This is a genomic window from Nitratireductor sp. GZWM139 (assembly GCF_030068685.1).
GTDB classification, from domain to species: Bacteria; Pseudomonadota; Alphaproteobacteria; order Rhizobiales; family Rhizobiaceae; genus Nitratireductor; species Nitratireductor aquimarinus.
In genome coordinates this window covers 40,119-60,866 of the sequence record NZ_JAMQML010000006.1, presented here as the reverse complement: position 1 = coordinate 60,866, position 20,748 = coordinate 40,119, and the positions used below count along the sequence as shown (strand labels likewise).

General features: G+C 62.0%; 19 protein-coding genes. 13 read left to right on the top strand and 6 right to left on the bottom strand.

The features are described 5' to 3' along the window. The first annotated feature begins 28 nt into the window (after positions 1 to 28). From NDI72_RS08955 to NDI72_RS08915, 9 genes are all read left to right on the top strand, one after another. Positions 29 to 577, top strand: a complete 549-nt coding sequence (locus NDI72_RS08955) for a TadE/TadG family type IV pilus assembly protein (protein ID WP_283800264.1) — start codon at positions 29 to 31, stop codon at positions 575 to 577. A 38-nt stretch (positions 578 to 615) separates the two neighbouring features. Then, positions 616 to 1,245, top strand: coding sequence for a TadE/TadG family type IV pilus assembly protein (locus tag NDI72_RS08950; protein WP_283800263.1), 630 nt, complete (start codon positions 616 to 618; stop codon positions 1,243 to 1,245). A 266-nt stretch (positions 1,246 to 1,511) separates the two neighbouring features. Continuing rightward, entirely contained in the window at positions 1,512 to 2,408 is an 897-nt protein-coding gene (mutM, locus tag NDI72_RS08945) for a bifunctional DNA-formamidopyrimidine glycosylase/DNA-(apurinic or apyrimidinic site) lyase (RefSeq protein WP_283800262.1), read from the top strand. 33 nt (positions 2,409 to 2,441) lie between these two features. Beyond that, the gene (locus NDI72_RS08940; RefSeq protein WP_113153840.1) at positions 2,442 to 3,215 is read left to right on the top strand and encodes an enoyl-CoA hydratase; all 774 of its coding nucleotides are present in this window, start codon (positions 2,442 to 2,444) and stop codon (positions 3,213 to 3,215) included. 224 nt (positions 3,216 to 3,439) lie between these two features. Continuing rightward, positions 3,440 to 3,706 (top strand): 30S ribosomal protein S20, encoded by a 267-nt coding sequence (gene rpsT / locus NDI72_RS08935; RefSeq protein WP_113153839.1) that lies wholly within the window; start codon positions 3,440 to 3,442, stop codon positions 3,704 to 3,706. Positions 3,707 to 4,721: 1,015 nt separating this feature from the next. Further along, complete coding sequence (dnaA, locus tag NDI72_RS08930; RefSeq protein WP_236042257.1) at positions 4,722 to 6,122, top strand: chromosomal replication initiator protein DnaA; 1,401 nt, start codon at positions 4,722 to 4,724, stop codon at positions 6,120 to 6,122. A gap of 302 nt (positions 6,123 to 6,424) precedes the next feature. Beyond that, entirely contained in the window at positions 6,425 to 7,543 is a 1,119-nt protein-coding gene (gene dnaN / locus NDI72_RS08925) for a DNA polymerase III subunit beta (RefSeq protein ID WP_206544368.1), read from the top strand. A gap of 17 nt (positions 7,544 to 7,560) precedes the next feature. Next, positions 7,561 to 8,727: a DNA replication/repair protein RecF gene (recF, locus tag NDI72_RS08920; RefSeq protein WP_283800261.1), complete on the top strand. Its 1,167-nt coding sequence runs from the start codon at positions 7,561 to 7,563 to the stop codon at positions 8,725 to 8,727. A gap of 31 nt (positions 8,728 to 8,758) precedes the next feature. Further along, on the top strand, positions 8,759 to 9,535 hold the full coding sequence (locus tag NDI72_RS08915; RefSeq protein WP_113153835.1) for a molybdopterin-synthase adenylyltransferase MoeB: 777 nt from the start codon (positions 8,759 to 8,761) through the stop codon (positions 9,533 to 9,535). A 250-nt stretch (positions 9,536 to 9,785) separates the two neighbouring features. Here NDI72_RS08915 and NDI72_RS08910 read toward each other — a convergent pair whose 3' ends face one another. Continuing rightward, entirely contained in the window at positions 9,786 to 10,787 is a 1,002-nt protein-coding gene (locus tag NDI72_RS08910; RefSeq protein ID WP_283800260.1) for a 2-hydroxyacid dehydrogenase, read from the bottom strand. 163 nt (positions 10,788 to 10,950) lie between these two features. On the opposite strand from NDI72_RS08910, the gene NDI72_RS08905 reads away from it, so the two are divergent. Next, complete coding sequence (locus NDI72_RS08905) at positions 10,951 to 11,505, top strand: SH3 domain-containing protein (RefSeq protein ID WP_113153833.1); 555 nt, start codon at positions 10,951 to 10,953, stop codon at positions 11,503 to 11,505. A gap of 200 nt (positions 11,506 to 11,705) precedes the next feature. On the opposite strand, the gene irrA is transcribed toward NDI72_RS08905, so the two are convergent. After that, positions 11,706 to 12,134, bottom strand: coding sequence for an iron response transcriptional regulator IrrA (gene irrA, locus NDI72_RS08900; protein ID WP_236042250.1), 429 nt, complete (start codon positions 12,132 to 12,134; stop codon positions 11,706 to 11,708). Positions 12,135 to 12,387: 253 nt separating this feature from the next. Between irrA and fabA the strand changes: the two genes are divergently transcribed. The 3 genes from fabA to fabI are packed head-to-tail and all read left to right on the top strand — an operon-like array spanning position 12,388 to position 14,997. Continuing rightward, entirely contained in the window at positions 12,388 to 12,900 is a 513-nt protein-coding gene (gene fabA, locus NDI72_RS08895; RefSeq protein WP_113153832.1) for a 3-hydroxyacyl-[acyl-carrier-protein] dehydratase FabA, read from the top strand. Positions 12,901 to 12,947: 47 nt separating this feature from the next. Beyond that, positions 12,948 to 14,168 carry a beta-ketoacyl-ACP synthase I gene (fabB, locus tag NDI72_RS08890; protein WP_113153831.1) on the top strand — a complete coding sequence of 407 codons (1,221 nt, stop codon included), beginning with the start codon at positions 12,948 to 12,950 and terminating at the stop codon, positions 14,166 to 14,168. Positions 14,169 to 14,178: 10 nt separating this feature from the next. Continuing rightward, positions 14,179 to 14,997, top strand: coding sequence for an enoyl-ACP reductase FabI (gene fabI / locus NDI72_RS08885; RefSeq protein WP_113153830.1), 819 nt, complete (start codon positions 14,179 to 14,181; stop codon positions 14,995 to 14,997). 19 nt (positions 14,998 to 15,016) lie between these two features. On the opposite strand, the gene NDI72_RS08880 is transcribed toward fabI, so the two are convergent. The 4 genes from NDI72_RS08880 to NDI72_RS08865 form a co-directional block, all read right to left on the bottom strand. Next, positions 15,017 to 16,033 carry a class I SAM-dependent methyltransferase gene (locus NDI72_RS08880; RefSeq protein ID WP_283800259.1) on the bottom strand — a complete coding sequence of 339 codons (1,017 nt, stop codon included), beginning with the start codon at positions 16,031 to 16,033 and terminating at the stop codon, positions 15,017 to 15,019. A gap of 76 nt (positions 16,034 to 16,109) precedes the next feature. Further along, positions 16,110 to 18,260 (bottom strand): polyribonucleotide nucleotidyltransferase, encoded by a 2,151-nt coding sequence (gene pnp / locus NDI72_RS08875; RefSeq protein WP_113153828.1) that lies wholly within the window; start codon positions 18,258 to 18,260, stop codon positions 16,110 to 16,112. A gap of 310 nt (positions 18,261 to 18,570) precedes the next feature. Continuing rightward, positions 18,571 to 18,840 (bottom strand): 30S ribosomal protein S15, encoded by a 270-nt coding sequence (rpsO, locus tag NDI72_RS08870; protein ID WP_113153827.1) that lies wholly within the window; start codon positions 18,838 to 18,840, stop codon positions 18,571 to 18,573. Between the two features lie 159 nt (positions 18,841 to 18,999). Continuing rightward, entirely contained in the window at positions 19,000 to 20,721 is a 1,722-nt protein-coding gene (locus NDI72_RS08865; RefSeq protein ID WP_206544364.1) for a sensor histidine kinase, read from the bottom strand. Positions 20,722 to 20,748: the final 27 nt, after the last annotated feature.

The following is a 20,748-nucleotide window of genomic DNA, read 5'->3' as shown; positions in this document are numbered from 1 at the left end:
CGTTGGGTTTTCACCTCAGGGGCCGGAAATGGGCGAGCGGAAAAAGCAGAACGGTATCGGAGCGCGTCTGGGACGCCGCGTCTTAAGGCGCTTCATCAAGAACGACGAAGGCGCGACGGCCATCGAGTTCGCCTTTCTCGGCATACCCTTCTTCTTTCTGATCTTCGTGATCCTGGAATCCAGCATCGCCTTTGCAGCGCAGCAATTGCTGACCAACGCAACTGATGACGTGGCGCGGCTTTTCCGGACAGGACAGGAGCAGCGGGTAACGCTCGACGAGACCAAGCTCCGCCAGTTGATCTGCGATCGCATCTCCATCCTCATGTCGAACACCTGCCCCGGCCTTGAAGTCGATCTTCGCCAGTTCGACACATTCGAGGACGCCGCCAAGGCGGCGCTCGCCCTCAATGCTGACGGCTCGATCAACACAGAGGTCGATCTGGGGCCGGCACTGTCCAAAAACATGCTGCGCGTCTTCTACCACTGGCCCGTGGTGACCAACATTCTGGCCGAGCGGCTGCCAGACGGGAAGATGCTGCTCTACTCGACCAGCACCTGGCAGAACGAGCCATTCTGATGCAGTCGAAACTCTGGCAGAGGCGCGGGGAAAACGAGATGAAACACCACCAGAAGACGGACGGCGGCAGGATGGGGCTCATGATTGCAATACGCGACTTCCTGCGCGACAGACGCGGCGTGGCGGCCATCGAATTCGCGATCGTCGCGCCGATCCTGTTCGCCATGTATTTCCTGACCCTGGAATTCGGTCAGGCGATCAACGCCAACAAGAAGATAAGCCGCGCCGCCAGCATGATCGGCGATCTGGCAGCCCAGCAGCCATCGATCACGCCGAGTGAGGCCGATGCGATCATGAAGATCGGCGGCGCGATCCTAAAACCTTACAACCGCTCCGAGCCAAACATCACCCTGACCGCGATCGAGGTGACCGATGAAGACACACCGGAGGTGAGGGTCGTCTGGTCGCGTGAGCTGAAGAACGGCTCCACCGGGCCTGGCCTGCCCAAGGGCAGCATCACCACGATCCCCCAGAAACTCATGAAAAAGGGGGCGTTCTATATCAGGGCGACCACATCGCTTGGTTATAAGCCGATCATCACCTGGTCGAGCAATGGTCAGAAGTCGCTCGGCATCACCGCGATGGCGGGTCTCGACAATCTGCAGATGAGCGAGCGCTACTATCTGCGCCCACGCATGAGCAGCTCCATTCCCTGCTCGGACTGCTGAATACGCGCCTGCCCGTTTATGATCGCCAAAGGGCGATGTTCTGTCCGATTGCAAAGCCCCGGCCACCCTTCTATGTCTTGGTGAACGGGAGCAATGAGAACCGGGCATGGCGCGCGCATTCCTTTTCATTCATGAAAGCTCCGGCTCGACCGGCGTGAACTGCCTCCTGCGGGGCAGTTCAACGCTTTACGGCGCTTGCAGGATACCGCTCCCTCAGCCACGTGCCCCGCATCAGAGCCCATACTTCTTCAGCGAGCATTCCACACATGCCTGAATTGCCAGAGGTCGAAACGGTCCGCCGTGGGCTGCAGCCGGTCATGGAGGGGGCGCATATCGATTCCGTCGAGCTGCGCCGTCCGAACCTGCGCTTTCCGTTTCCGCCGGATTTCAACAAGCGTCTCGCCGGTCAGGAGATCATCGCTCTTGGCCGCCGCGCAAAGTACCTGCTCATCCACCTGGAAACCTCCGACGTGGTGCTTTGCCATCTCGGCATGTCCGGCTCGTTCCGCGTCGATCAGGATGAGGAAGAGGAACACCCCGCCCCCGGCAAGTTTCATCATGAACGCTCGAAGGCCGAGAAACACGATCATGCCGTTTTCCACCTGAAAGGCGTCGACGGGCGCAATATTCGCGTCGTCTACAACGACCCGCGCCGTTTCGGCTTCATGCTCTTACATGACGATGGACGGCTCGACAGTCACCCGCTTCTGGCCGGACTCGGGATCGAACCGACGGGCAATGCGCTGGACGGTGCGGAACTGGCGGAACGCCTGCGCGGAAAGAAAACGTCCCTGAAAGCGGCACTGCTCGACCAACGCATCATCGCCGGGCTGGGCAACATCTATGTGTGCGAGGCGCTGTGGCGCGCCCGGCTCTCGCCAAGGCGCACAGCCGTGTCCATCGTTTCGAAGCGCGGAACGTCTGAGCGGTGCGAGCGGCTCGCCACTGCCATTCGCGCGGTCATTGCCGAGGCGATTGCAGCCGGCGGCTCATCATTGCGCGACTATGTGAAGGCGGATGGCTCGCTTGGATATTTCCAACACGCCTTCAAGGTCTATGACCGGGAGGGACAACCCTGCCAGCGCGAAGAATGCGGCGGCACGGTCCGGCGGATCGTTCAGGCCGGGCGCTCCACATTCTTCTGCCCGTCCTGCCAGCGCTAGCTCTTTTCACGAACACGGAGAGGAAAACAGACCATGGCCTATGAAACGATCCTGGTGGAAACGCGGGAGCGCGTGGGATTGATCACGCTGAACCGCCCCAAAGCGCTCAACGCCCTGAACTCCAAGGTGCTCGAGGAAGTCGTCGCAGCGGCTAAAGCCTTTGACGAGAACCCGCGCGTTGGCGCCATCGTGCTCACCGGTTCGGAGAAGGCCTTTGCCGCCGGCGCCGACATCAAGGAAATGGCCTCGAAGAACTATGTCGACGCCTATCTGGAAGACCTCTTTGCTGGCTGGGAAGGGCTGACGCGCGTGCGCAAGCCGGTCATCGCGGCGGTTTCGGGCTATGCGCTCGGCGGCGGTTGCGAGCTGGCCATGATGTGCGATTTCATCATCGCGGCGGACAACGCAAAGTTCGGCCAGCCCGAGATCACGCTCGGCGTCATGCCCGGCATGGGCGGCTCTCAGCGCCTCACCCGCTTTGTCGGCAAATCCAAGGCGATGGATATGTGCCTGACCGGCCGCATGATGGACGCCGCCGAGGCGGAGCGCTCCGGCCTCGTGTCGCGCGTGGTTCCGCCGGGCGAGTTGATCGAGGAGGCGCTCAAGGCCGCCGACAAGATCGCCGATTTCTCGCTTCCGGCCGTGATGATGACCAAGGAAGCCGTCAACCGCGCCTACGAGACGACGCTTGCCGAAGGCCTGCGGTTCGAACGGCGCGTGTTCCACGCCATGTTTGCCCTGGACGACCAGAAGGAAGGCATGTCGGCGTTCACCGAAAAGCGCTCCGCGAACTTCAAGAATCGCTGAGAAGTGCGGCCATCAGGTTCCGCGGCAATGCTGCGGAACCGCCCCTGAGGCGGCCGGTTGGCCGCAGACATGCAGTCCGGGGCGGTTTGAAGGGCAATAGGCGTTGACGTTGCCCGAAAGCTCTACTATAAGCCGCCACGACTGTGGTGGCCCTGCGGCTGCCCTTTTTGTTTTGCGTCCGCGAGAGAATTCGCGGCAAAATCTGTAGAGACGAGAGAGGAAACATGGCCAACACGACTTCGGCCAAGAAGGCGGTTCGCAAGATTGCTCGCCGTACTGCGGTTAACAAGAACCGTCGCTCGCGCGTGCGCAGCTTCGTTCGCAAGGTCGAAGAAGCGCTGGCCGCTGGCGACAAGGCTGCAGCGGAAACCGCCTTCAAGGCAGCACAGCCCGAGCTGATGCGCGCTGCCGGCAAGGGCGTCCTTCACCGCAACACGGCATCGCGGAAAGTGTCCCGCCTTGCCGCGCGCGTGAAATCGCTTAGCGCCTGATATATCGCTTAGATATTCCTGAGAAACCCGGCCATGTGCCGGGTTTTTCTTTGCCCATCAAAAGGTTGGCTCTCAGCACGTCACCGACGTTTGAGACCGGCCTTTTTCTTTTCTTGAAGGAAGACGGCCGGGAATCGTGCAAAGCCGTCACATATCGAACGCCATCCAACGGTCGTCATTCAATATTCCCCTTTTATTTCAGTGTTTTACAAACCTTTATCCACAGGTTATCCATGTCATCCCCGACGCCGGAGAGACCCTGAAATGTCAAGTTATTTTTTGAGATTTTTTTCCGCCCCGACTCGGTCACGCGGCAAATGAAAAAGGCTCTTGAATCCAAACAGCTTATCGCCACACCCCTTGGGCGATGCCGATTTCAGCGCGGGAAACAAGAGCAGATTCGACAAAAAAGCGGCAGTCTCGCCCTTGCCCTTTCCACAAGGATTTCGGTAATGTCAGGCCATCGAGAGGGCGGACAGAGCCCAACGAATTTAAGCCCAAATCGGCACCTACTGAAACGCGGAATCCCGATTCTGCGCAGGGGCTTCGTGCGCTCTCGAAACAGCCCTGCCCGCTTGTCTGTCGGGGACCGATCGAGGCGCATCCGCGCCACTTGCTCAAGCGAGCGCAAGGCTATGCTGCCGCCGGCGATTTTATCATCCGGTGGCTGCGCACATTAATTGGAACTGCAGTTTACGTCTGTAGAAAGCAAAAGGAGCGTTTGGGGCCGAAAGTCAGACGAGCAACACTGACTGGAACAAACACACCAATCAAAAAGATACGGAATGAGCAGGGGCAATTAACTCAGGTGGGCTCTTCCGTAAAAACACCACTCAAAGCGACAGGGACACAAGGAATGCAAAGCGGCGCTGAAAGGGAAGTTTCGGGGGGATTTTCTTTTCAAGAGCAGATGTCTCAGAAGGACACTGAGACCAAAGAAGCAGGCAACAGCGACAGCAAGGCAGGACCTTCCGACGCAGTATTCGAGCGCGTTAAAACGCAGCTCCGTGCACGTCTGGGCAGTGAGGTCTACTCCAGCTGGTTCGGTCGTATGAAGCTCATGGAAGCCTCCAAGGGCTCCGTGCGCATCTCGGTGCCGACCGCCTTCCTGCGCTCTTGGATCAACGGGCATTATCTGGACCTCATTACCGAGCTCTGGAAGAAAGAATCGCCAGACACGCTGAAGGTGGAGATCGTCGTACGCACGGCAACGCGCAATGTACGCACCTCCCAGGACAGCAAGCCGGCGGCAGCGCGCAAGGTTTCGACCCGGCCGCAGACCGCACTGGCCACGGGAACGCTTTCGGCGAACCCGGCCGCACGGTCCGCTCCCGCGCAGATGCCGGACCTTGAGGGACGCTCCAACATTCTGGGGTCCCCTCTCGATAGCCGGTACACGTTTGAATCCCTCATCGAGGGCACATCCAACCGCGTGGCATGCGCGGCGGCGCGCACTGTTGCGGAATCCGATTCCAATGCAGTTCGCTTCAACCCGCTGTTTCTCCACGCATCCGTCGGCCTCGGCAAGACGCACATGCTGCAGGCAATCGCCGCAGAATCGCTGCGCCGCAAGCCGCAGGCCCGTGTCGTCTACCTGACGGCGGAATACTTCATGTGGCGCTTCGCAACCGCGATCCGCGACAACAATGCGCTGACCCTGAAGGAGCAGCTGCGCGACATCGATCTTCTCATCATCGATGACATGCAGTTCCTGCAGGGCAAGTCGATCCAGAACGAGTTCTGCCATCTCCTGAACATGCTGCTCGACAGCGCCCGTCAGGTGGTGGTGGCCGCAGACCGGCCGCCCTCAGAGCTGGAATCGCTTGAGCCGCGCGTGAAGTCGCGCCTCAATGGCGGCGTTTCGCTGGAGATCGGCGCACCGGATTTCGCCATGCGCCTTTCGATCCTGAAGCAGCGCCTTGAGAGCGCGCAGGCCGAGGACGCATCGCTGGATATCCCGGAGGAGATCCTGGTCCATGTCGCACGTTCCGTGACCGGCAGCGGCCGCGAACTGGAAGGCGCGTTCAACCAGCTTCTGTTCCGCCACTCCTTCGAGCCGCAGATCACCATTGACCGGATCGACGAGATACTCGGCCATGTGTGCCGTGCAGGCGAGCCCAAGCGTGTGCGCATCGAGGACATCCAGCGCATCGTCGCACGGCACTACAACGTGTCGAAGACGGAGCTTCTGTCCAACCGCCGCACGCGGACCATCGTGAAGCCGCGCCAGGTGGCCATGTACCTCTCCAAGGTCATGACGCCGCGCTCGCTGCCCGAGATCGGCCGCCGCTTCGGCGGGCGTGACCACACGACGGTGCTGCATGCGGTGCGCAAGATCGAGGGTCTGACCGATGGCGACAGGCAGCTTGCACAGGAGATCGAACTCCTGAAGCGCCTGATCAGCGACCAGGCTTAACCGGACAGGCCGGCAGGTTTTCGAGCCTGCCGGCATTTTCCTATTGGAGCGCCGCCGCCAGCCGGAAAGGCGCTCTTTTGTTCCCGGCAGGGGGCGCATCGCAGCCAGGGCGGCGCGGCGCAACGCCGCCAGGAGCCTTCTTTTCCCCAGAATGCGCGGCGAACGAGCGCGTAAGCCCATGACAGGCTTGCGTTTCCCGTTGATTTCCTGTCATTTTGGGTCAAATCAAGCCTGTTCACGGCTGTCCTGGACATGCGTCATGTTTGCCGGGCTATTCTTCATTCAAGTGAGATTGATTGGTCATGCGTGTTATTCTGGAACGCTCCACCCTTTTGAAGTCCCTGAACCATGTTCATCGCGTGGTGGAGCGCCGCAACACCATCCCGATTCTGTCCAACGTGCTTCTGAGCGCTGACGGCGCGAGCCTGCAATTGAAGGCGACCGACCTCGACCTCGAAGTGACCGAGGCTGCGGGCGCGACAATCGAGCAGGCCGGCGCGACGACCGTGCCCGCGCACCTGCTCTACGACATCGTGCGCAAGCTGCCGGACGGCGCAGAGGTGATGCTGAAGACGGACGAAGACGGCAATGCCATGTCGGTGATGGCCGGACGTTCCAGCTTCCGCCTCCAGTGCTTGCCGCAGTCTGACTTCCCCGAGCTTTCCGCCGGCAATTTCTCGCACATCTTCCGCCTCGACTCGGCGGATCTGAAGGCGCTGATCGAGAAGACGCAGTTCGCCATCTCCACCGAGGAGACGCGCTATTATCTGAACGGTATCTTCCTGCACACGATCGAGTCCGAGGGCAGCCTCAAGCTGCGCTCCGTGGCAACCGACGGACACCGCCTTGCACGCGCCGAGATGGAAGCGCCGGCCGGCTCCGAAGGCATGCCGGGCATCATCATTCCGCGCAAGACCGTGGGTGAGCTGCAGAAGCTGGTGGACGCGCCCGACGTGGCCGTGACGGTTGAGCTTTCGGACACGAAGATCCGCTTCACAATCGGCAGCGTGATCCTGACTTCGAAGCTGATCGACGGCACCTTCCCCGACTATCAGCGCGTGATCCCGACCGGCAATGACAAGCAGCTGGTGATCGACCGCCAGACCTTCGCTTCTGCCGTGGACCGCGTTTCGACCATCTCTTCCGAGCGCGGCCGCGCCGTGAAGCTGACCATCGCCGAGGGCCAGGTGACGCTCACCGTCAACAACCCGGATTCGGGCTCGGCAACGGAAGAGCTGGCGGCGGATTACGAATCCGACCCCATCGAGATCGGCTTCAACGCCCGCTATCTTCTGGATGTGGCGGCGCAGCTTTCGGGCGGCAATGCACGCTTCCTCCTGGCCGATGCCGGTTCGCCGACCCTCGTGCAGGATGAAGGCGACGAAAGCACGCTCTACGTTCTGATGCCGATGCGCGTCTAGGCGTCGATGGCTCTCCCTTGGTCGAGCAGACATCCGGCAGGCAGCCCGTAGCCCAGGTTCACGTAACCAGGCTTAGCCTGACCGACTTCCGCAATTATCACGCCCTGGCGCTGGATCTCGCGCCGGGCGCCGTGGTTTTGACCGGCGAGAACGGCGCCGGCAAGACGAACCTGCTCGAAGCCGTTTCCTTCCTCTCCCCCGGCCGTGGCCTGCGCCGCGCCAAGTTCGACGATGTTGCGCGCGTGGGCGCTGAAACGGGCTTTGCCATCCATGCAAGGCTTGAAGGGCCTTTCGACGAATGCGAGATCGGCACCGGCACTGCCGGAATGCAGCCGGGCGCTGAAACCGGCCGCCGCCTGCGCATCAATGGCGAAACCGCGCGAACCGCCGACGCCATGCTCGAATGGGTGCGCGTTCTGTGGCTGACACCGGCCATGGATGCGCTGTTCACCGGGCCTGCCGGCGACCGCCGCCGCTTTCTCGACCGTCTCGTTCTGGCCATCGACCCGGCCCATGGCCGTCGCGCGCTCGACTATGAGAAGGCAATGCGGGCGCGCAACCGCCTTCTGTCGGAGGATTCGCGCGACGCCGGCTGGTTCGACGCCATCGAGACCCAGATGGCCGAAACCGGCGTGGCGATTGCAGCGGCCCGCGCCGAGATGGTGCGCCTTCTGGCGGCGATGAATGAGCGCCTGCCCGCCGATGGCCCCTTCCCCACCGCCGAGATTGCGCTGGAAGGCACGATCGATGCGGAGATCGGCCAGAACGCCGCCGTGGATGTCGAGGAAATGTTCCGCCGGCTCCTGCGCGACCACCGCCCGCGCGACCGCGCTGCTGGCCGCACGCTGGAAGGCCCGCACCGCAGTGAGCTTCTGGTGCGCCACGTGCCCAAGGACATGCCCGCCGCACGCTGTTCCACCGGCGAGCAGAAGGCGCTTCTCGTGGGGCTGATTCTCGCTCATGCGCGCCTGACCGGCGAGCTTTCGGGCAGCGCGCCCATCCTTCTTCTGGACGAGATCTCCGCGCATTTCGACCCGGACCGGCGGGCAGCGCTCTTCTCGATTCTGGAAGAGCTGAACTGTCAGGCCTTCATGACCGGCACGGAGGCAAGCCTGTTCTCGGCCATCGAAGGCCGCGCGCAGTTTTTCTCCGTATCGGCCGGCGCGATCCACGAACCACGCTGACACCCTCTCTCCTGCCGGATAAGATCGCCGCATGACCGAGACAACCACATCCCCCGCCGCCCTTTCCGACACCGAGCTGGAGCGCTATGCCCGCCATATCGTTCTGCCGGAGATCGGCGGCGCCGGGCAGCAGAAGCTCAAGAAGGCGCGGGTTCTGGTGATCGGCGCAGGCGGGCTCGGCGCACCGGTTCTGAGCTATCTGGCGGCTGCCGGCATCGGCACGCTGGGGGTGATCGACGACGACACGGTGTCGCTCTCCAACCTGCAGCGTCAGGTGATCCACGACACGGGCAGTGTCGGCATGGAGAAGGTGGAGAGCGCCCGGGCAAGCATTCTCCGGATCAACCCGCATGTGACGGTCGAAACGCATGTGAAGCGGCTTGATGCGGAGAATGCCGCCGGCATCATCGCCGCCTATGACATCGTGGTGGACGGTTCGGACAATTTCGCCACGCGCTACCTTCTGGCCGACACATGCGCGGCGGTGGAGCGCCCGCTCGTGACGGCGGCGGTGGGCCGCTTCGACGGGTCGCTGACCGTGCTCAAGCCCTTCGAGCGGGACGGCGACGGCAACCCGCTGCCGGGCTATCGCGATCTCTTTCCCGAACCGCCGCCGGCGGGACTGGTGCCAAGCTGCGCGGAAGCCGGCATTGTCGGCGCGCTGACCGGCGTGATGGGAACGCTGGAGGCGATGGAGGTGATCAAGCTCATCACCGGAGCGGGTGAACCGCTGATCGGCCGCCTGCTGCTTTACGATGCGCTGGCAGCCCGTTTTGAAACCGTGAAATACCGGCGGCGTGCGGGCTGAGATTACCGCTTACCCGTTGCAGTGAGCCCCTGCGTGGTTCGACAAGCTCACCATGAGGGTCGTTGTGTCTGGCAGGGAGGCCGGTTCGAATATTCGGGGCAGTTCACCACCCCGTCTACACAGCCCCCGTCCCTCATGGTGAGCTTGTCGAACCACGCACCACGCGACGGTCAGGAAACTTTGGGCAAACGAAATCGCTGCGCGGCGAGCACCACGCAGTGATCAAGCCAATAGGCGCTGAGAAGCCGGCTCAGACGTTTTTCGGCAGAACCCGGTCCGGCGGGCGGTGACCATCGAAAAAGGTGCGGATGTTGATGATGACCTTCTCGCCCATGTCGATGCGACCCTCGATGGTCGCCGAGCCCATATGCGGCAGAATCACGATCTTGTTCTTCTTCGCGAGCTTGAGAAGCTTGGGATTGACCGACGGCTCATGCTCGAAGACGTCGAGCCCTGCGCCTGCCAGCTTGCCCTCTTCGACCAGGCGGATCAGCGCATCCTCATCCACCACATCGCCGCGGGCCGTGTTCACCAGATAGGCGCGCGGCTGCATCAGCTCCAGCCGGCGCGCCGACAGGAGATGGAAGGTTGCAGGCGTTGAAGGGCAGTTGACGGAGATGATGTCCATGCGGGCCAGCATCTGGTCGAGGCTGTCCCAATAGGTCGCCTCCAGCTCGTCTTCGATGGCCGGGGAAACCCGCTGACGGTTGTGATAATGGATCGACAGGCCAAACGCCTTTGCGCGCCGCGCCACGGCGGTGCCGACGCGACCCATGCCGACAATGCCAAGACGCTTGCCCCAGATGCGGTGCCCCAGCATCCATGTGGGCGACCAGCCATCCCACTTGCCGCCGCTGCGCAGAACCTCTGCGCCCTCGGTCAGGCGGCGTGGCACGGCGAGCATGAGCGCCATGGTCATGTCGGCGGTGTCTTCATTGAGAACATTGGGCGTGTTGGTGACGGTGATGCCCTTCTTGGCGCCGGCCACCACATCGACATTGTCGACGCCATTGCCGAAATTGGCGATCAGCTTGAGCTGGTCGCCGGCCTGCGCGATGAGGGCGGCGTCGATCCGGTCCGTGATCGTGGGAACAAGAACGTCGGCTTCCTTGACCGCAGCCACCAGTTCGGGCTGTGTCATCCGCCTGTCGTCGAGATTGAGGCGCGCGTCGAACAGTTCGCGCATGCGCGTTTCGACCTGATCCGGCAGCTTGCGGGTGATGACGACGAGAGGCTTCTTCCTGACGGTCATATGGTCTCCAAAATAACGCCCTGTTGATACCTCTTTAACCAAGATACGCGACACTGCAATGCCGAGCCGGGCTGCCTTCTCTCTATCAAGCGGTGGCGGCCAAGACAAAGAAAAAGGGTGGAAGCGCTCGTTCCGCCAGAACAAGGTTACCGGGAGTTCCGCAATGCCGGCCAACGCGCCATTCCGTTCACTGTTTGCAGCCCTTGCCGTCGCCATGCTGGTTGCGACGCCAATGACGACACATGCACAGGCAAACACTGAACCGAATGAGAAGGTCGGCCCGAGCGGGCTGCCCCTGCCCCGTTTCGTCAGCCTGAAATCGAGCCGCGTGAACATGCGCGTCGGCCCCGGGCTGAGCTACGCGGTGAACTGGATGTACATGAAGTCCGGTCTGCCGATGGAGATCATCCAGGAATACGACAACTGGCGGCGCGTGCGCGACGCCGATGGCGCAGAAGGCTGGATCAACCAGGCGCTGCTCTCAGGCCGCCGCACGGCCATCGCGGCCCCGTGGTTCAAGGGCAAGGAAGCCGATATCGAACTGCGCGCCGACCCGCAGGAAGACGCGCGCCTCGTGGCCCATATCGAGCCCGGCGCGATCGGCTCCATCAAGCTCTGCAACGGAGACTGGTGTGAAATGGAATTCGCCGGTTATTCGGGCTGGGTGAACCAGTCGCAGATCTGGGGCGCCTATCCCGGCGAAACGATCAAGGATTGATCGCGGGCGGCGAACGCCGCAGCCTCAGAATATCGGACTGAAAAGTGAAAGCAGGGGGGCTGCCGCGTCCTTCGTGCATCCGGCTGGATGCACGGCGATCCAGAGCGTTCCCGCTCTTCCTGGAATTGCAAAAACGCTCGAATGCTTGTTTTTGCGCAATTCCGGACGGAAAACCGGTTCCCACTTTTCCTGAAATTGCTCTAGTGGCGCTTGCGGCGCAGTCTCACAACGATATCGACATTCGCGATTTCCATACCTTCCGGCGGTTCGGGAAGGTTGCGGACCTCGACGCCACGCGAGGGAATGTCGAACACCGTCTCGTCTTCCTCGAAGAAGAAGTGATGGTGATCGGACACATTGGTGTCGAAATAGGTGCGTGCGCCTTCCACCTGAACGATGCGCAGCATGCCCGCCTCGGTGAACTGGTGCAGCGTGTTGTAGACGGTGGCAAGCGAAACGGAGAAGCCGGCATGCTGGGCTTCCTCATGCAGCGCCTCGGCCGAGACATGGCGGTCACCGGAGGCGAAGAGGAGATCGGCAAGCGCGATGCGCTGGCGTGTCGGGCGCAGGCCCGCATTCCTCAAACGCTCTTCCAGCGTGACGTTCTGTCCTTCGTTCGAGATAGACAATGAAACCGTCCGTCTTTCCTGTTGCATGAGCCCCGGATTGTATTTCCCGGCTCTGGCTGCAGCATTTTCTTCATCCGACATATATTCGCTCCATTCAAAGCGATCAATAGCGGCAGTTTTTCGGGGGCAGTCATGGCCGGTTTTGCAAATTCCCACAACGGCTGTTTCCAGCAAGAAACAAGCTGTGATAGGGAGAGCGCACAATGACAAGAAAGGTTTCGGCACGACCGGACCATGGACGGGATGGCTTTTGATGGCGCAAACGAAGAACAGCTACGACTACGAAGATCTCCTGGCCTGCGGCCGGGGTGAACTTTTTGGACCCGGCAACGCCCAGTTGCCTGCTCCGCCCATGTTGATGTTCGACCGCATCACCGACATTCAGGAAGAGGGCGGTGAGTTCGGAAAGGGCTATGCCCGCGCCGAGTTCGACATCAAGCCGGACCTCTGGTTCTTCCCCTGCCACTTCATCGGCAACCCGGTGATGCCTGGCTGCCTTGGCCTCGACGCCATGTGGCAGCTGACCGGCTTCTACCTCGGCTGGCTTGGCTTACCCGGCAAGGGCATGGCGCTCTCCACCGGTGAAGTGAAGTTCAAGGGCATGGTCACGCCTGACGTGAAGAAGGTCGAATACGGCATCGACTTCAAGCGGGTGATGAAGGGCCGCCTCGTGCTCGGCATCGCTGATGGCTGGCTCAAGGCCGATGGCGAACAGATCTACAAGGCAACCGACCTGCGCGTCGGCCTGGCCAAGCAGGAAGCCTGATTTTCAATCACTGACTGGCGGCCGACGTTCGGCCCAAGGAGAGCATCATGAGACGTGTCGTCGTCACCGGTCTCGGAATCGTATCCTCGATTGGCAACGACGCAGACGAGGTAACCGCCTCGCTGCGCGATGCAAAATCGGGCATTTCGTTCTCGGAAGATTTCGCCGAACACGGCTTCCGTTGCCAGGTATGGGGCGCACCGACGCTCGATCCGGCTGAGGTCGTCGACCGCCGCGCCATGCGCTTCCTCTCGAAGGGCGGCGCATGGAACCACGTGGCCATGGAGCAGGCGATTGCCGACTCCGGCCTCGAGGAAGGCGACATCACCAACGAGCGCACCGGCATCATCATGGGTTCGGGCGGTCCGTCCACCCGCACCATCTTTGAAGCCGCGCAGACGACCATCGAAAAGGGCTCGCCCAAGCGCATCGGACCGTTCGCCGTGCCGAAGGCCATGTCTTCGACTGCGTCGGCGACGCTCGCCACCTGGTTCAAGATCCACGGCGTGAACTACTCGATCTCGTCGGCCTGCTCGACCTCCGCACACTGCATCGGCAATGCGGCGGAATTGATCCAGTGGGGCAAGCAGGACATCATGTTCGCCGGCGGCCACGAAGATCTCGACTGGACCATGTCGAACCTCTTCGACGCCATGGGCGCCATGTCCTCCAAGCACAACGACACGCCGGCCACGGCCTCGCGTGCGTATGACGCGACGCGTGACGGCTTCGTCATCGCTGGCGGCGCGGGCGTTCTGGTTCTGGAAGAGCTCGAGCACGCCAAGGCGCGCGGTGCGAAGATCTATGCCGAGCTGACCGGCTATGGCGCGACCTCCGACGGTTTCGACATGGTTGCTCCTTCGGGTGAAGGCGCGGTGCGCTGCATGAAGCAGGCGCTCTCCACGGTGACCGGCGATGTCGATTACATCAACACGCATGGCACGGCGACGCCGGTGGGCGATTCCCGCGAGATCGAAGCGATCCGCCAGGTGTTCGGCGACAAGATCCCGCACATCGCATCGACCAAGTCGCTGACCGGTCACTCGCTCGGCGGCGCAGGCGCACAGGAATCGATCTATTCGATCCTGATGATGCAGGCAGGGTTCATTGGCGAGAGCGCGCACATCACCGAGCTCGACCCCGAGTTCGAGGGCGCGCCGATCGTGCGCAAGCGCATCGACAACGCCAAGATCGATACTGTGCTTTCCAACTCCTTCGGCTTTGGCGGCACCAACGCCACGCTGGTTTTCCAGCGCTACGCAGGTTGAGATAAGGTCCATGGACGGTTTGATGAAGGGTAAGCGCGGCCTCATTATGGGGGTCGCCAACGACCATTCGATTGCCTGGGGCATTGCCAAGAAGCTTGCCGAACAGGGCGCGGAGCTTGCCTTCACCTATCAGGGCGACGCTTTTGGCCGCCGTGTGAAGCCGCTGGCCGAGAAAGTGAACTCCAAGCTGCTCTTCCCGTGCGACGTGGAAGACAGCGCTTCCATCAATTCCGTCTTCGACGGTCTGAAGGAAGAGTGGGGTTCTCTCGACTTCATCGTTCACGCGATCGGTTTCTCCGACCGCAACGAGCTGAAGGGCCTCTACGCCAACACCACGCGCGAGAACTTCGTGCGCACCATGGTGATCTCCTGCTACTCCTTCACGGAAGTTGCCCGCAAGGCGGCTGAAATGATGGACAATGGCGGGCAGATGCTGACGCTGACCTATGCGGGCTCCACCCGCGTCATGCCCAATTACAACGTGATGGGCGTGGCCAAGGCCGGTCTTGAGGCAAGCGTGCGCTATCTGGCGAGCGACTACGGCCCGCGCAACATCCGCGTCAACGCGATCTCGGCAGGCCCGGTGCGCACCCTGGCTGGCGCCGGCATCTCCGACGCCCGCTACATGTTCTCCTACCAGCAGCGCAATGCGCCGCTGCGGCGCACTGTGGTGATCGACGAGATCGGCGGATCGGCGCTTTACCTCCTGTCCGACCTGTCGTCCGGCGTGACCGGCGAAATCCACTATGTGGATTCCGGCTACAACACCGTTTCCATGCCTACCATGGAAGAGCTGAAGCGGATCAGCGCCGCCACAGGCGACGACTGAACCGGATCAGATCGGCCCGCTACTTGCGGGCCCACAAAACCTTGAACACCGTATCGCGGCGCAGCTCACCCTGTGCCGCGAAATGCTTTTGGAGGCTCTCTTCATAGGGGAGCTGCCTGTTGGCGACGAGGAACAGCCGCCCGCGCGGCTTGAGCGCCTTTGCCGCCGCCGCGATCATCGCATGGCCCATATCGGGCTCCGCAGCCCGGCTGCGATGGAAGGGCGGGTTCATCAGGATCACGTCATAGCGCTCGTTCACCGGCTCTCCCAGAAGGTCCTGCCAGAAGAAGCGCGCCGGCATCTGCGGCGCCCTTGCGGCCATGTTGCGCCGCGCCGCCTCCAGCGACGCGTGATGCGCCTCATAGAGATCGATACTCTTCACCTCCGGTGCGCGCTCGGCCGCGGCAACGGAAAGATAGCCCCAGCCAGCCGCGAAATCGGCTATCGCGCCTGACAGATTGTCCGGCAGGCATTCAACGAGAAGCGCCGAGCCCGGATCAATGCCGTCATCGGAAAAGCCGCCGGCTGCGGTGGTGAAACCGTCCGCCTCGCTGTCGCCGGCGCTCAGCTCGGCCATCAGCGCAGGCTCCAGCCGCTCAGGCCGGCGCAGCCAGAACACGACACCATGATGCTTGGAGGCATGATCCTCAAGCTCCACCAGCGACGCCATGCGCTTGCGCACGCTGCCGCCGCCGTCTTTCTTAGCGCAGGCCGCAATGATGAGCGCGCCGGCGCGCGTCCGGTTCAAAGCCTCGGCAAGGCGCTGTTCGTTCTCACGCCGGTGCCTGCCAAGCAGGACAAGCGCCATGTCATAGCCCTCGCCCACCGGCTCCGGCTCCACGGTCACACCAGCCTGGCTGAGCGCCAGATAGTCGGGCCGATAGCCCTGAATGGCCGTGAGACTTCCCGAGAAGTCGGATGGCAGCAGCAGGCCGCCCGGTGCGCCCAGAAAAAGCACACGCTCCCCCTCGCCCGGCGGATCGATCAGCCCGCGCTCGAATGGAAACAGAAGGGTGGGAAGCGGTGTGTCGGTCATGGATGCGGTTCCGGATATGAAAACGGGCGCGACCTGAATGGCCGCGCCCGCATGTTGGTTCAGAAGGGAAGCGGGATCAGCCCTCGGCGTCCTCGGCCTCTTCCTTCTTCTTCTCGCGGACGATTTCCTTGCCCGTCTCCTGGTCGACGACCTTCATGGAGAGGCGAACCTTGCCGCGCTCATCGAAGCCCATCAGCTTCACGAACACCTTGTCGCCTTCCTTGACGACATCGGTGGTCTTGCCAACGCGCTCCTGCGCGAGCTGCGAGATGTGCACCAGACCGTCGCGCGGACCGAAGAAGTTCACGAATGCGCCGAAGTCGGCGGTCTTGACGACCGTGCCTTCGTAGATCTCGCCCACTTCCGGCTCTGCCGTGATGGAGTGGATCCACTTCTTCGCTGCCTCGATTTCCTTGGCGTTGGAAGAAGCGATCTTCACGGTGCCGTCGTCCTCGATGTTGATCTTGGCGCCGGTCTTCTCGACGATCTCGCGGATCACCTTGCCGCCGGAACCGATCACGTCGCGGATCTTGTCGGTCGGGATCTGCATGACCTCGATGCGCGGAGCGAACTCACCCAGCTCACCACGGCTCTCGGAAAGGGCCTTGGCCATCTCGCCGAGAATGTGCAGACGGCCGTCCTTGGCCTGGTCGAGGGCGATCTGCATGATCTCCTCGGTGATGCCATCGATCTTGATGTCCATCTGGAGCGAGGTGATGCCCTCATCCGTGCCGGCGACCTTGAAGTCCATGTCGCCGAGGTGATCTTCGTCACCCAGGATGTCGGAGAGAACGGCGAAGCGCTCGTCTTCCTTGATCAGGCCCATGGCAATGCCGGCAACCGGCTTTGCCAGCGGCACGCCGGCGTCCATGAGGGCCAGCGAGGTGCCGCAGACGGTTGCCATGGAGGACGAACCGTTGGACTCGGTGACCTCGGAAACGACGCGCAGCGTGTAGGGGAACTGGTCCGCTTCCGGCAGCATCGGGTGGATGGCGCGCCATGCGAGCTTGCCATGACCGATCTCACGACGGCCGGGCGAACCCATGCGGCCCGTCTCGCCCACGGAGTAGGGCGGGAAGTTGTAGTGCAGGAGGAAAGCCTCCTTGTAGGTGCCGGTGAGCGAGTCGATGAACTGCTCGTCTTCGCCGGTGCCCAGCGTTGCAACCACGAGGGCCTGCGTCTCACCACGGGTGAAGAGCGCGGAACCGTGCGTGCGCGGCAGAAGACCTGCCTGGGCTGCGATCGGGCGAACCGTCTTCAGGTCGCGTCCGTCGATGCGGCCGCCGGTGTCGAGGATGTTCCAGCGAACGATCTTGCCCTGCAGGCTCTTGAAGACCGTGTTGACCTGCTCGGCCGACCACTTGGTCTCTTCCTCGCCTTCCGGCAGGAGCGTCTCTTTCACCTTCGCCTTGGCGGCGTCAACGGCGTCGTAGCGCTTCTGCTTGTCGGTGATCTTGTAGGCTTCGCGCAGATCGCTTTCGACGATCTTGAGCATCTCGCCTTCGAGCTCGGAGAGATCCGGCGGCGTGAAGTCGCGGGGTTCCTTGGCGGCAACTTCGGCGAGCTTGATGACCGCGTCGATGACCGGCTGGAAGTTCTTGTGGCCGAACATGACGGCGCCGAGCATGACGTCCTCGGGGAGCTGCTGAGCTTCCGATTCCACCATCAGAACGGCATCGCCCGTACCGGCGACGACGAGGTCGAGCTTGGTCTCTTCCATCTCGTCGACATGCGGGTTGAGGACGTACTCACCACCGATGTAGCCAACGCGCGCTGCGCCGATCGGGCCCATGAAGGGAACACCGGAGAGCGTGAGCGCTGCGGAAACGGCAACCATGGCGACGATGTCCGGATCATTCTCCAGATCGTGCTGCAGCACGGTGGCGATGACCTGCGTGTCGTTCTTGTAGCCATCAACGAAGAGCGGGCGGATCGGACGGTCGATCAGGCGGGAGACCAGCGTCTCCTTCTCGCTCGGACGGCCTTCGCGCTTGAAGTAGCCACCCGGGATCTTGCCGGCGGCAAAGGTCTTTTCCTGGTAGTTGACGGTCAGCGGGAAGAAGTCGAAGCCCGGCTTCGGCTCTTTCGCGGAAACGACGGTTGCGAGAACAACGGTCTCGCCATAGGTGGCGAGCACTGCGCCGTCTGCCTGACGGGCAATCTGGCCGGTCTCAAGAATGAGCGGACGGCCGCCCCATTCGATCTCAACTTTGTGGTGCTTGAACATATCTTGTCCTTTTGCGCCGGAGGGTGCGCCAACGCCTGGCTGCGCGTCTCTCCGGCTCTGCTTCGTTGTCGGACGAGCCACGGGCAAGACAACGGGAGGCTTGGGTTTGGCCGGCTTTGCGCCGCAAGCATCCTGCAATCCTGCCCCATGACCTGTCCATTAGGGCCTCGGCTATCCGGTCTTGCAGGCATGAGATGGCGGCAAAGCCGCCGTCGCAATCATGCCTGGCCGGAGCCGTGAGACATGCAAATCTTTCGCATGCCCAAATGAGACCGGCGGACACCCCTTGGTATCCGCCGGCCAAATCAGCTTAGCGCCGCAGTCCGAGCTTCTCGATCAGCGTCTTGTAGCGGCCTTCGTCCTTCTTCTTCAGATAGTCCAGAAGACGGCGACGCTGGGAGACGAGCTTCAGGAGGCCACGACGGGAGTGGTTGTCCTTCTTGTGGTCCTTGAAGTGCTCGGTGAGGTTCTTGATCCGCTCGGTCAGAATAGCGACCTGGACTTCCGGAGAACCCGTGTCGCCCTGAACGGTGGCAAATTCTTTCAGCAAATCCTGTTTGCGCTCTGCAGTAATCGACATCGGCTTCCTTTCTAGAATTTAGGGAAAAGGGTCGCCCTCAGCCGGGATGTCGTCCAGCCGGGGCCATTCAACAATGCGCACTCAAGGCGCAATGATGGCTGGCATATAGGCGAAATCGCATGCGATTACCAGCCCAAACATTGTCCGTTGCGCCGCCGCTCAGCCCTGGGGCTCCTCGCCGCGCGCCGCTTTGGTGAGATCCGGCTCGAGCCTGTCGACCGGAATCTTGAACACGCATTCCAGCCCGTCACGGTGGAAGACACGTGAAATCTCCGCGTCCAGCGTACCGCCCACCATGCGATCGATGATCTCCGTGCCGAAACCGCGACGGTTTGTGCGCCGGCGCGCCCGCGCCACATGTTCACGCCAGTTGATGACCAGCATGTCGTCCCTGATTTTCCAGGTGATGTCGAGACGCCCGTCATTGTTCGAAAACGCACCATACTTGGCGGCGTTGGTCGCCAGTTCGTGCACGGCAAGACCAATAGTCTGGGCCGGCTGGTTTGCGAGACGGAATTTCGGACCGTTCATCGTCAGGCGATCAGGGCTGTCGGGGCGGAACGGATCGACCTGCACCGACAGAAGTTCATGGAGTTCCACGCCGGCCGCACCGCCGGCGATGAGAAGATCGGTGGAGCGCGCCAGACCGTACAGGCGCTTCTGGAACGCATCCTGGAAACCGGCGAAGGTGCGCGAACTGCGCGCCGTCTGCTTGGCCATGGACGAAACCACGGTGAGCTGGTTCTTCGAGCGATGCGCCACCTCGCGCATGAGAAGACGGATCTCGTTTTCCGCCTGCTCTCGGTCAAGCGCGGCTTCGGCAAGTGCAGAGGACACGGTTGCGACCTCGGCAATCGGATATTCGATGGCGTGGACCGGTTCGCCCGCCCCCAGCCGTCGCGCATCACGTGCAAGCCGGCGCACCGGCCCGGCGATCTGCCGACCGAGAAGCCATGCCGCGAATGCGCCGATGGCGATGACCAGAAGACCGCCAGCCAGAAGCATGCGCAGCGAATAGCGCATGGGCTCCTCGATCGTCGTGGTGGAGGCCCAGACCACGGATTTCCAGCCGCTGAAGCCCGATTCATCGATGATCGTGATATAGGTGCCGCCCTCCCGGCCCTCCGCTGGCTCCGCCTCGCGGTAGATGCCATCGCCCTCCAGATCCAGGAAGAACGGCTTCCCGACCTCCGAAGACATGAAGGACGAAGCGACAACGGTGTTGTTCTTGTCCACCACCGAGGCGTTCCAGCCGCCACGCAGCATCTGCTGGGACAGCACGTCCGTCAGCGTATCCGCATAGCGCGTCATCACGAGCGTGCGCGGTGGTCCGGAATCGGGAAAGAACGGCTTGACCACCTTGAAGCTCCACTTGCCGGCGAGCTTGCCGAACAGAACGCCCGAGGTGACCGTGGCCTTGCCCTTCAGTGCCGCCTCGGCGACCATGGGATCGTCAAAGGGCTGCAAAGCCTCGCCAAACGGCACATTCGTGTTGAGGAGCGGTTTGAAGTTTTCGTCCAGCACGCGCAGGTTGGAGCCACTGCCCGCCAGGGCAAGCTTGGCGCGGTAGTAAAAGTCCTCCATGTCGCCCTCGGTCAGCGACGGCGTGGTGGAGAGGACGCGCAGCGTGGTGTTCATGCCGCTCAATTCGCGGTCCACCGCCTCGGCGATGGAACCGGCCATGGCTTCGGCCAGTGTCGTCACCACTTCGCGCTGTGCTTCATTGTTGCGTTGAAGCAGAACGACCGAAACCCCGATCGCGGGGATGATGGTGACCGCGATCAGGAGGAACAGAAAGAAGCTGATTGGTTTGGGACCTGAGACAAACGCCCCTATGCGCTCAGACAGTGTTCCCCGAGACGCGCTATCCGTTGACTGCATGCAATTCGCCCGACCCTAGCCTTGTTT

Coding starts and splice junctions, on each gene's coding strand:
- NDI72_RS08955 (WP_283800264.1), top strand. CDS start 29: ATGGGCGAGCGGAAAAAGCAGAACGGTATCGGAGCGCGTCTGGGACGC.
- NDI72_RS08950 (WP_283800263.1), top strand. CDS start 616: ATGAAACACCACCAGAAGACGGACGGCGGCAGGATGGGGCTCATGATT.
- mutM (WP_283800262.1), top strand. CDS start 1,512: ATGCCTGAATTGCCAGAGGTCGAAACGGTCCGCCGTGGGCTGCAGCCG.
- NDI72_RS08940 (WP_113153840.1), top strand. CDS start 2,442: ATGGCCTATGAAACGATCCTGGTGGAAACGCGGGAGCGCGTGGGATTG.
- rpsT (WP_113153839.1), top strand. CDS start 3,440: ATGGCCAACACGACTTCGGCCAAGAAGGCGGTTCGCAAGATTGCTCGC.
- dnaN (WP_206544368.1), top strand. CDS start 6,425: ATGCGTGTTATTCTGGAACGCTCCACCCTTTTGAAGTCCCTGAACCAT.
- NDI72_RS08915 (WP_113153835.1), top strand. CDS start 8,759: ATGACCGAGACAACCACATCCCCCGCCGCCCTTTCCGACACCGAGCTG.
- NDI72_RS08910 (WP_283800260.1), bottom strand. CDS start 10,787: ATGACCGTCAGGAAGAAGCCTCTCGTCGTCATCACCCGCAAGCTGCCG.
- NDI72_RS08905 (WP_113153833.1), top strand. CDS start 10,951: ATGCCGGCCAACGCGCCATTCCGTTCACTGTTTGCAGCCCTTGCCGTC.
- fabA (WP_113153832.1), top strand. CDS start 12,388: ATGGCGCAAACGAAGAACAGCTACGACTACGAAGATCTCCTGGCCTGC.
- fabB (WP_113153831.1), top strand. CDS start 12,948: ATGAGACGTGTCGTCGTCACCGGTCTCGGAATCGTATCCTCGATTGGC.
- fabI (WP_113153830.1), top strand. CDS start 14,179: ATGGACGGTTTGATGAAGGGTAAGCGCGGCCTCATTATGGGGGTCGCC.
- NDI72_RS08880 (WP_283800259.1), bottom strand. CDS start 16,033: ATGACCGACACACCGCTTCCCACCCTTCTGTTTCCATTCGAGCGCGGG.
- pnp (WP_113153828.1), bottom strand. CDS start 18,260: ATGTTCAAGCACCACAAAGTTGAGATCGAATGGGGCGGCCGTCCGCTC.
- rpsO (WP_113153827.1), bottom strand. CDS start 18,840: ATGTCGATTACTGCAGAGCGCAAACAGGATTTGCTGAAAGAATTTGCC.
- NDI72_RS08865 (WP_206544364.1), bottom strand. CDS start 20,721: ATGCAGTCAACGGATAGCGCGTCTCGGGGAACACTGTCTGAGCGCATA.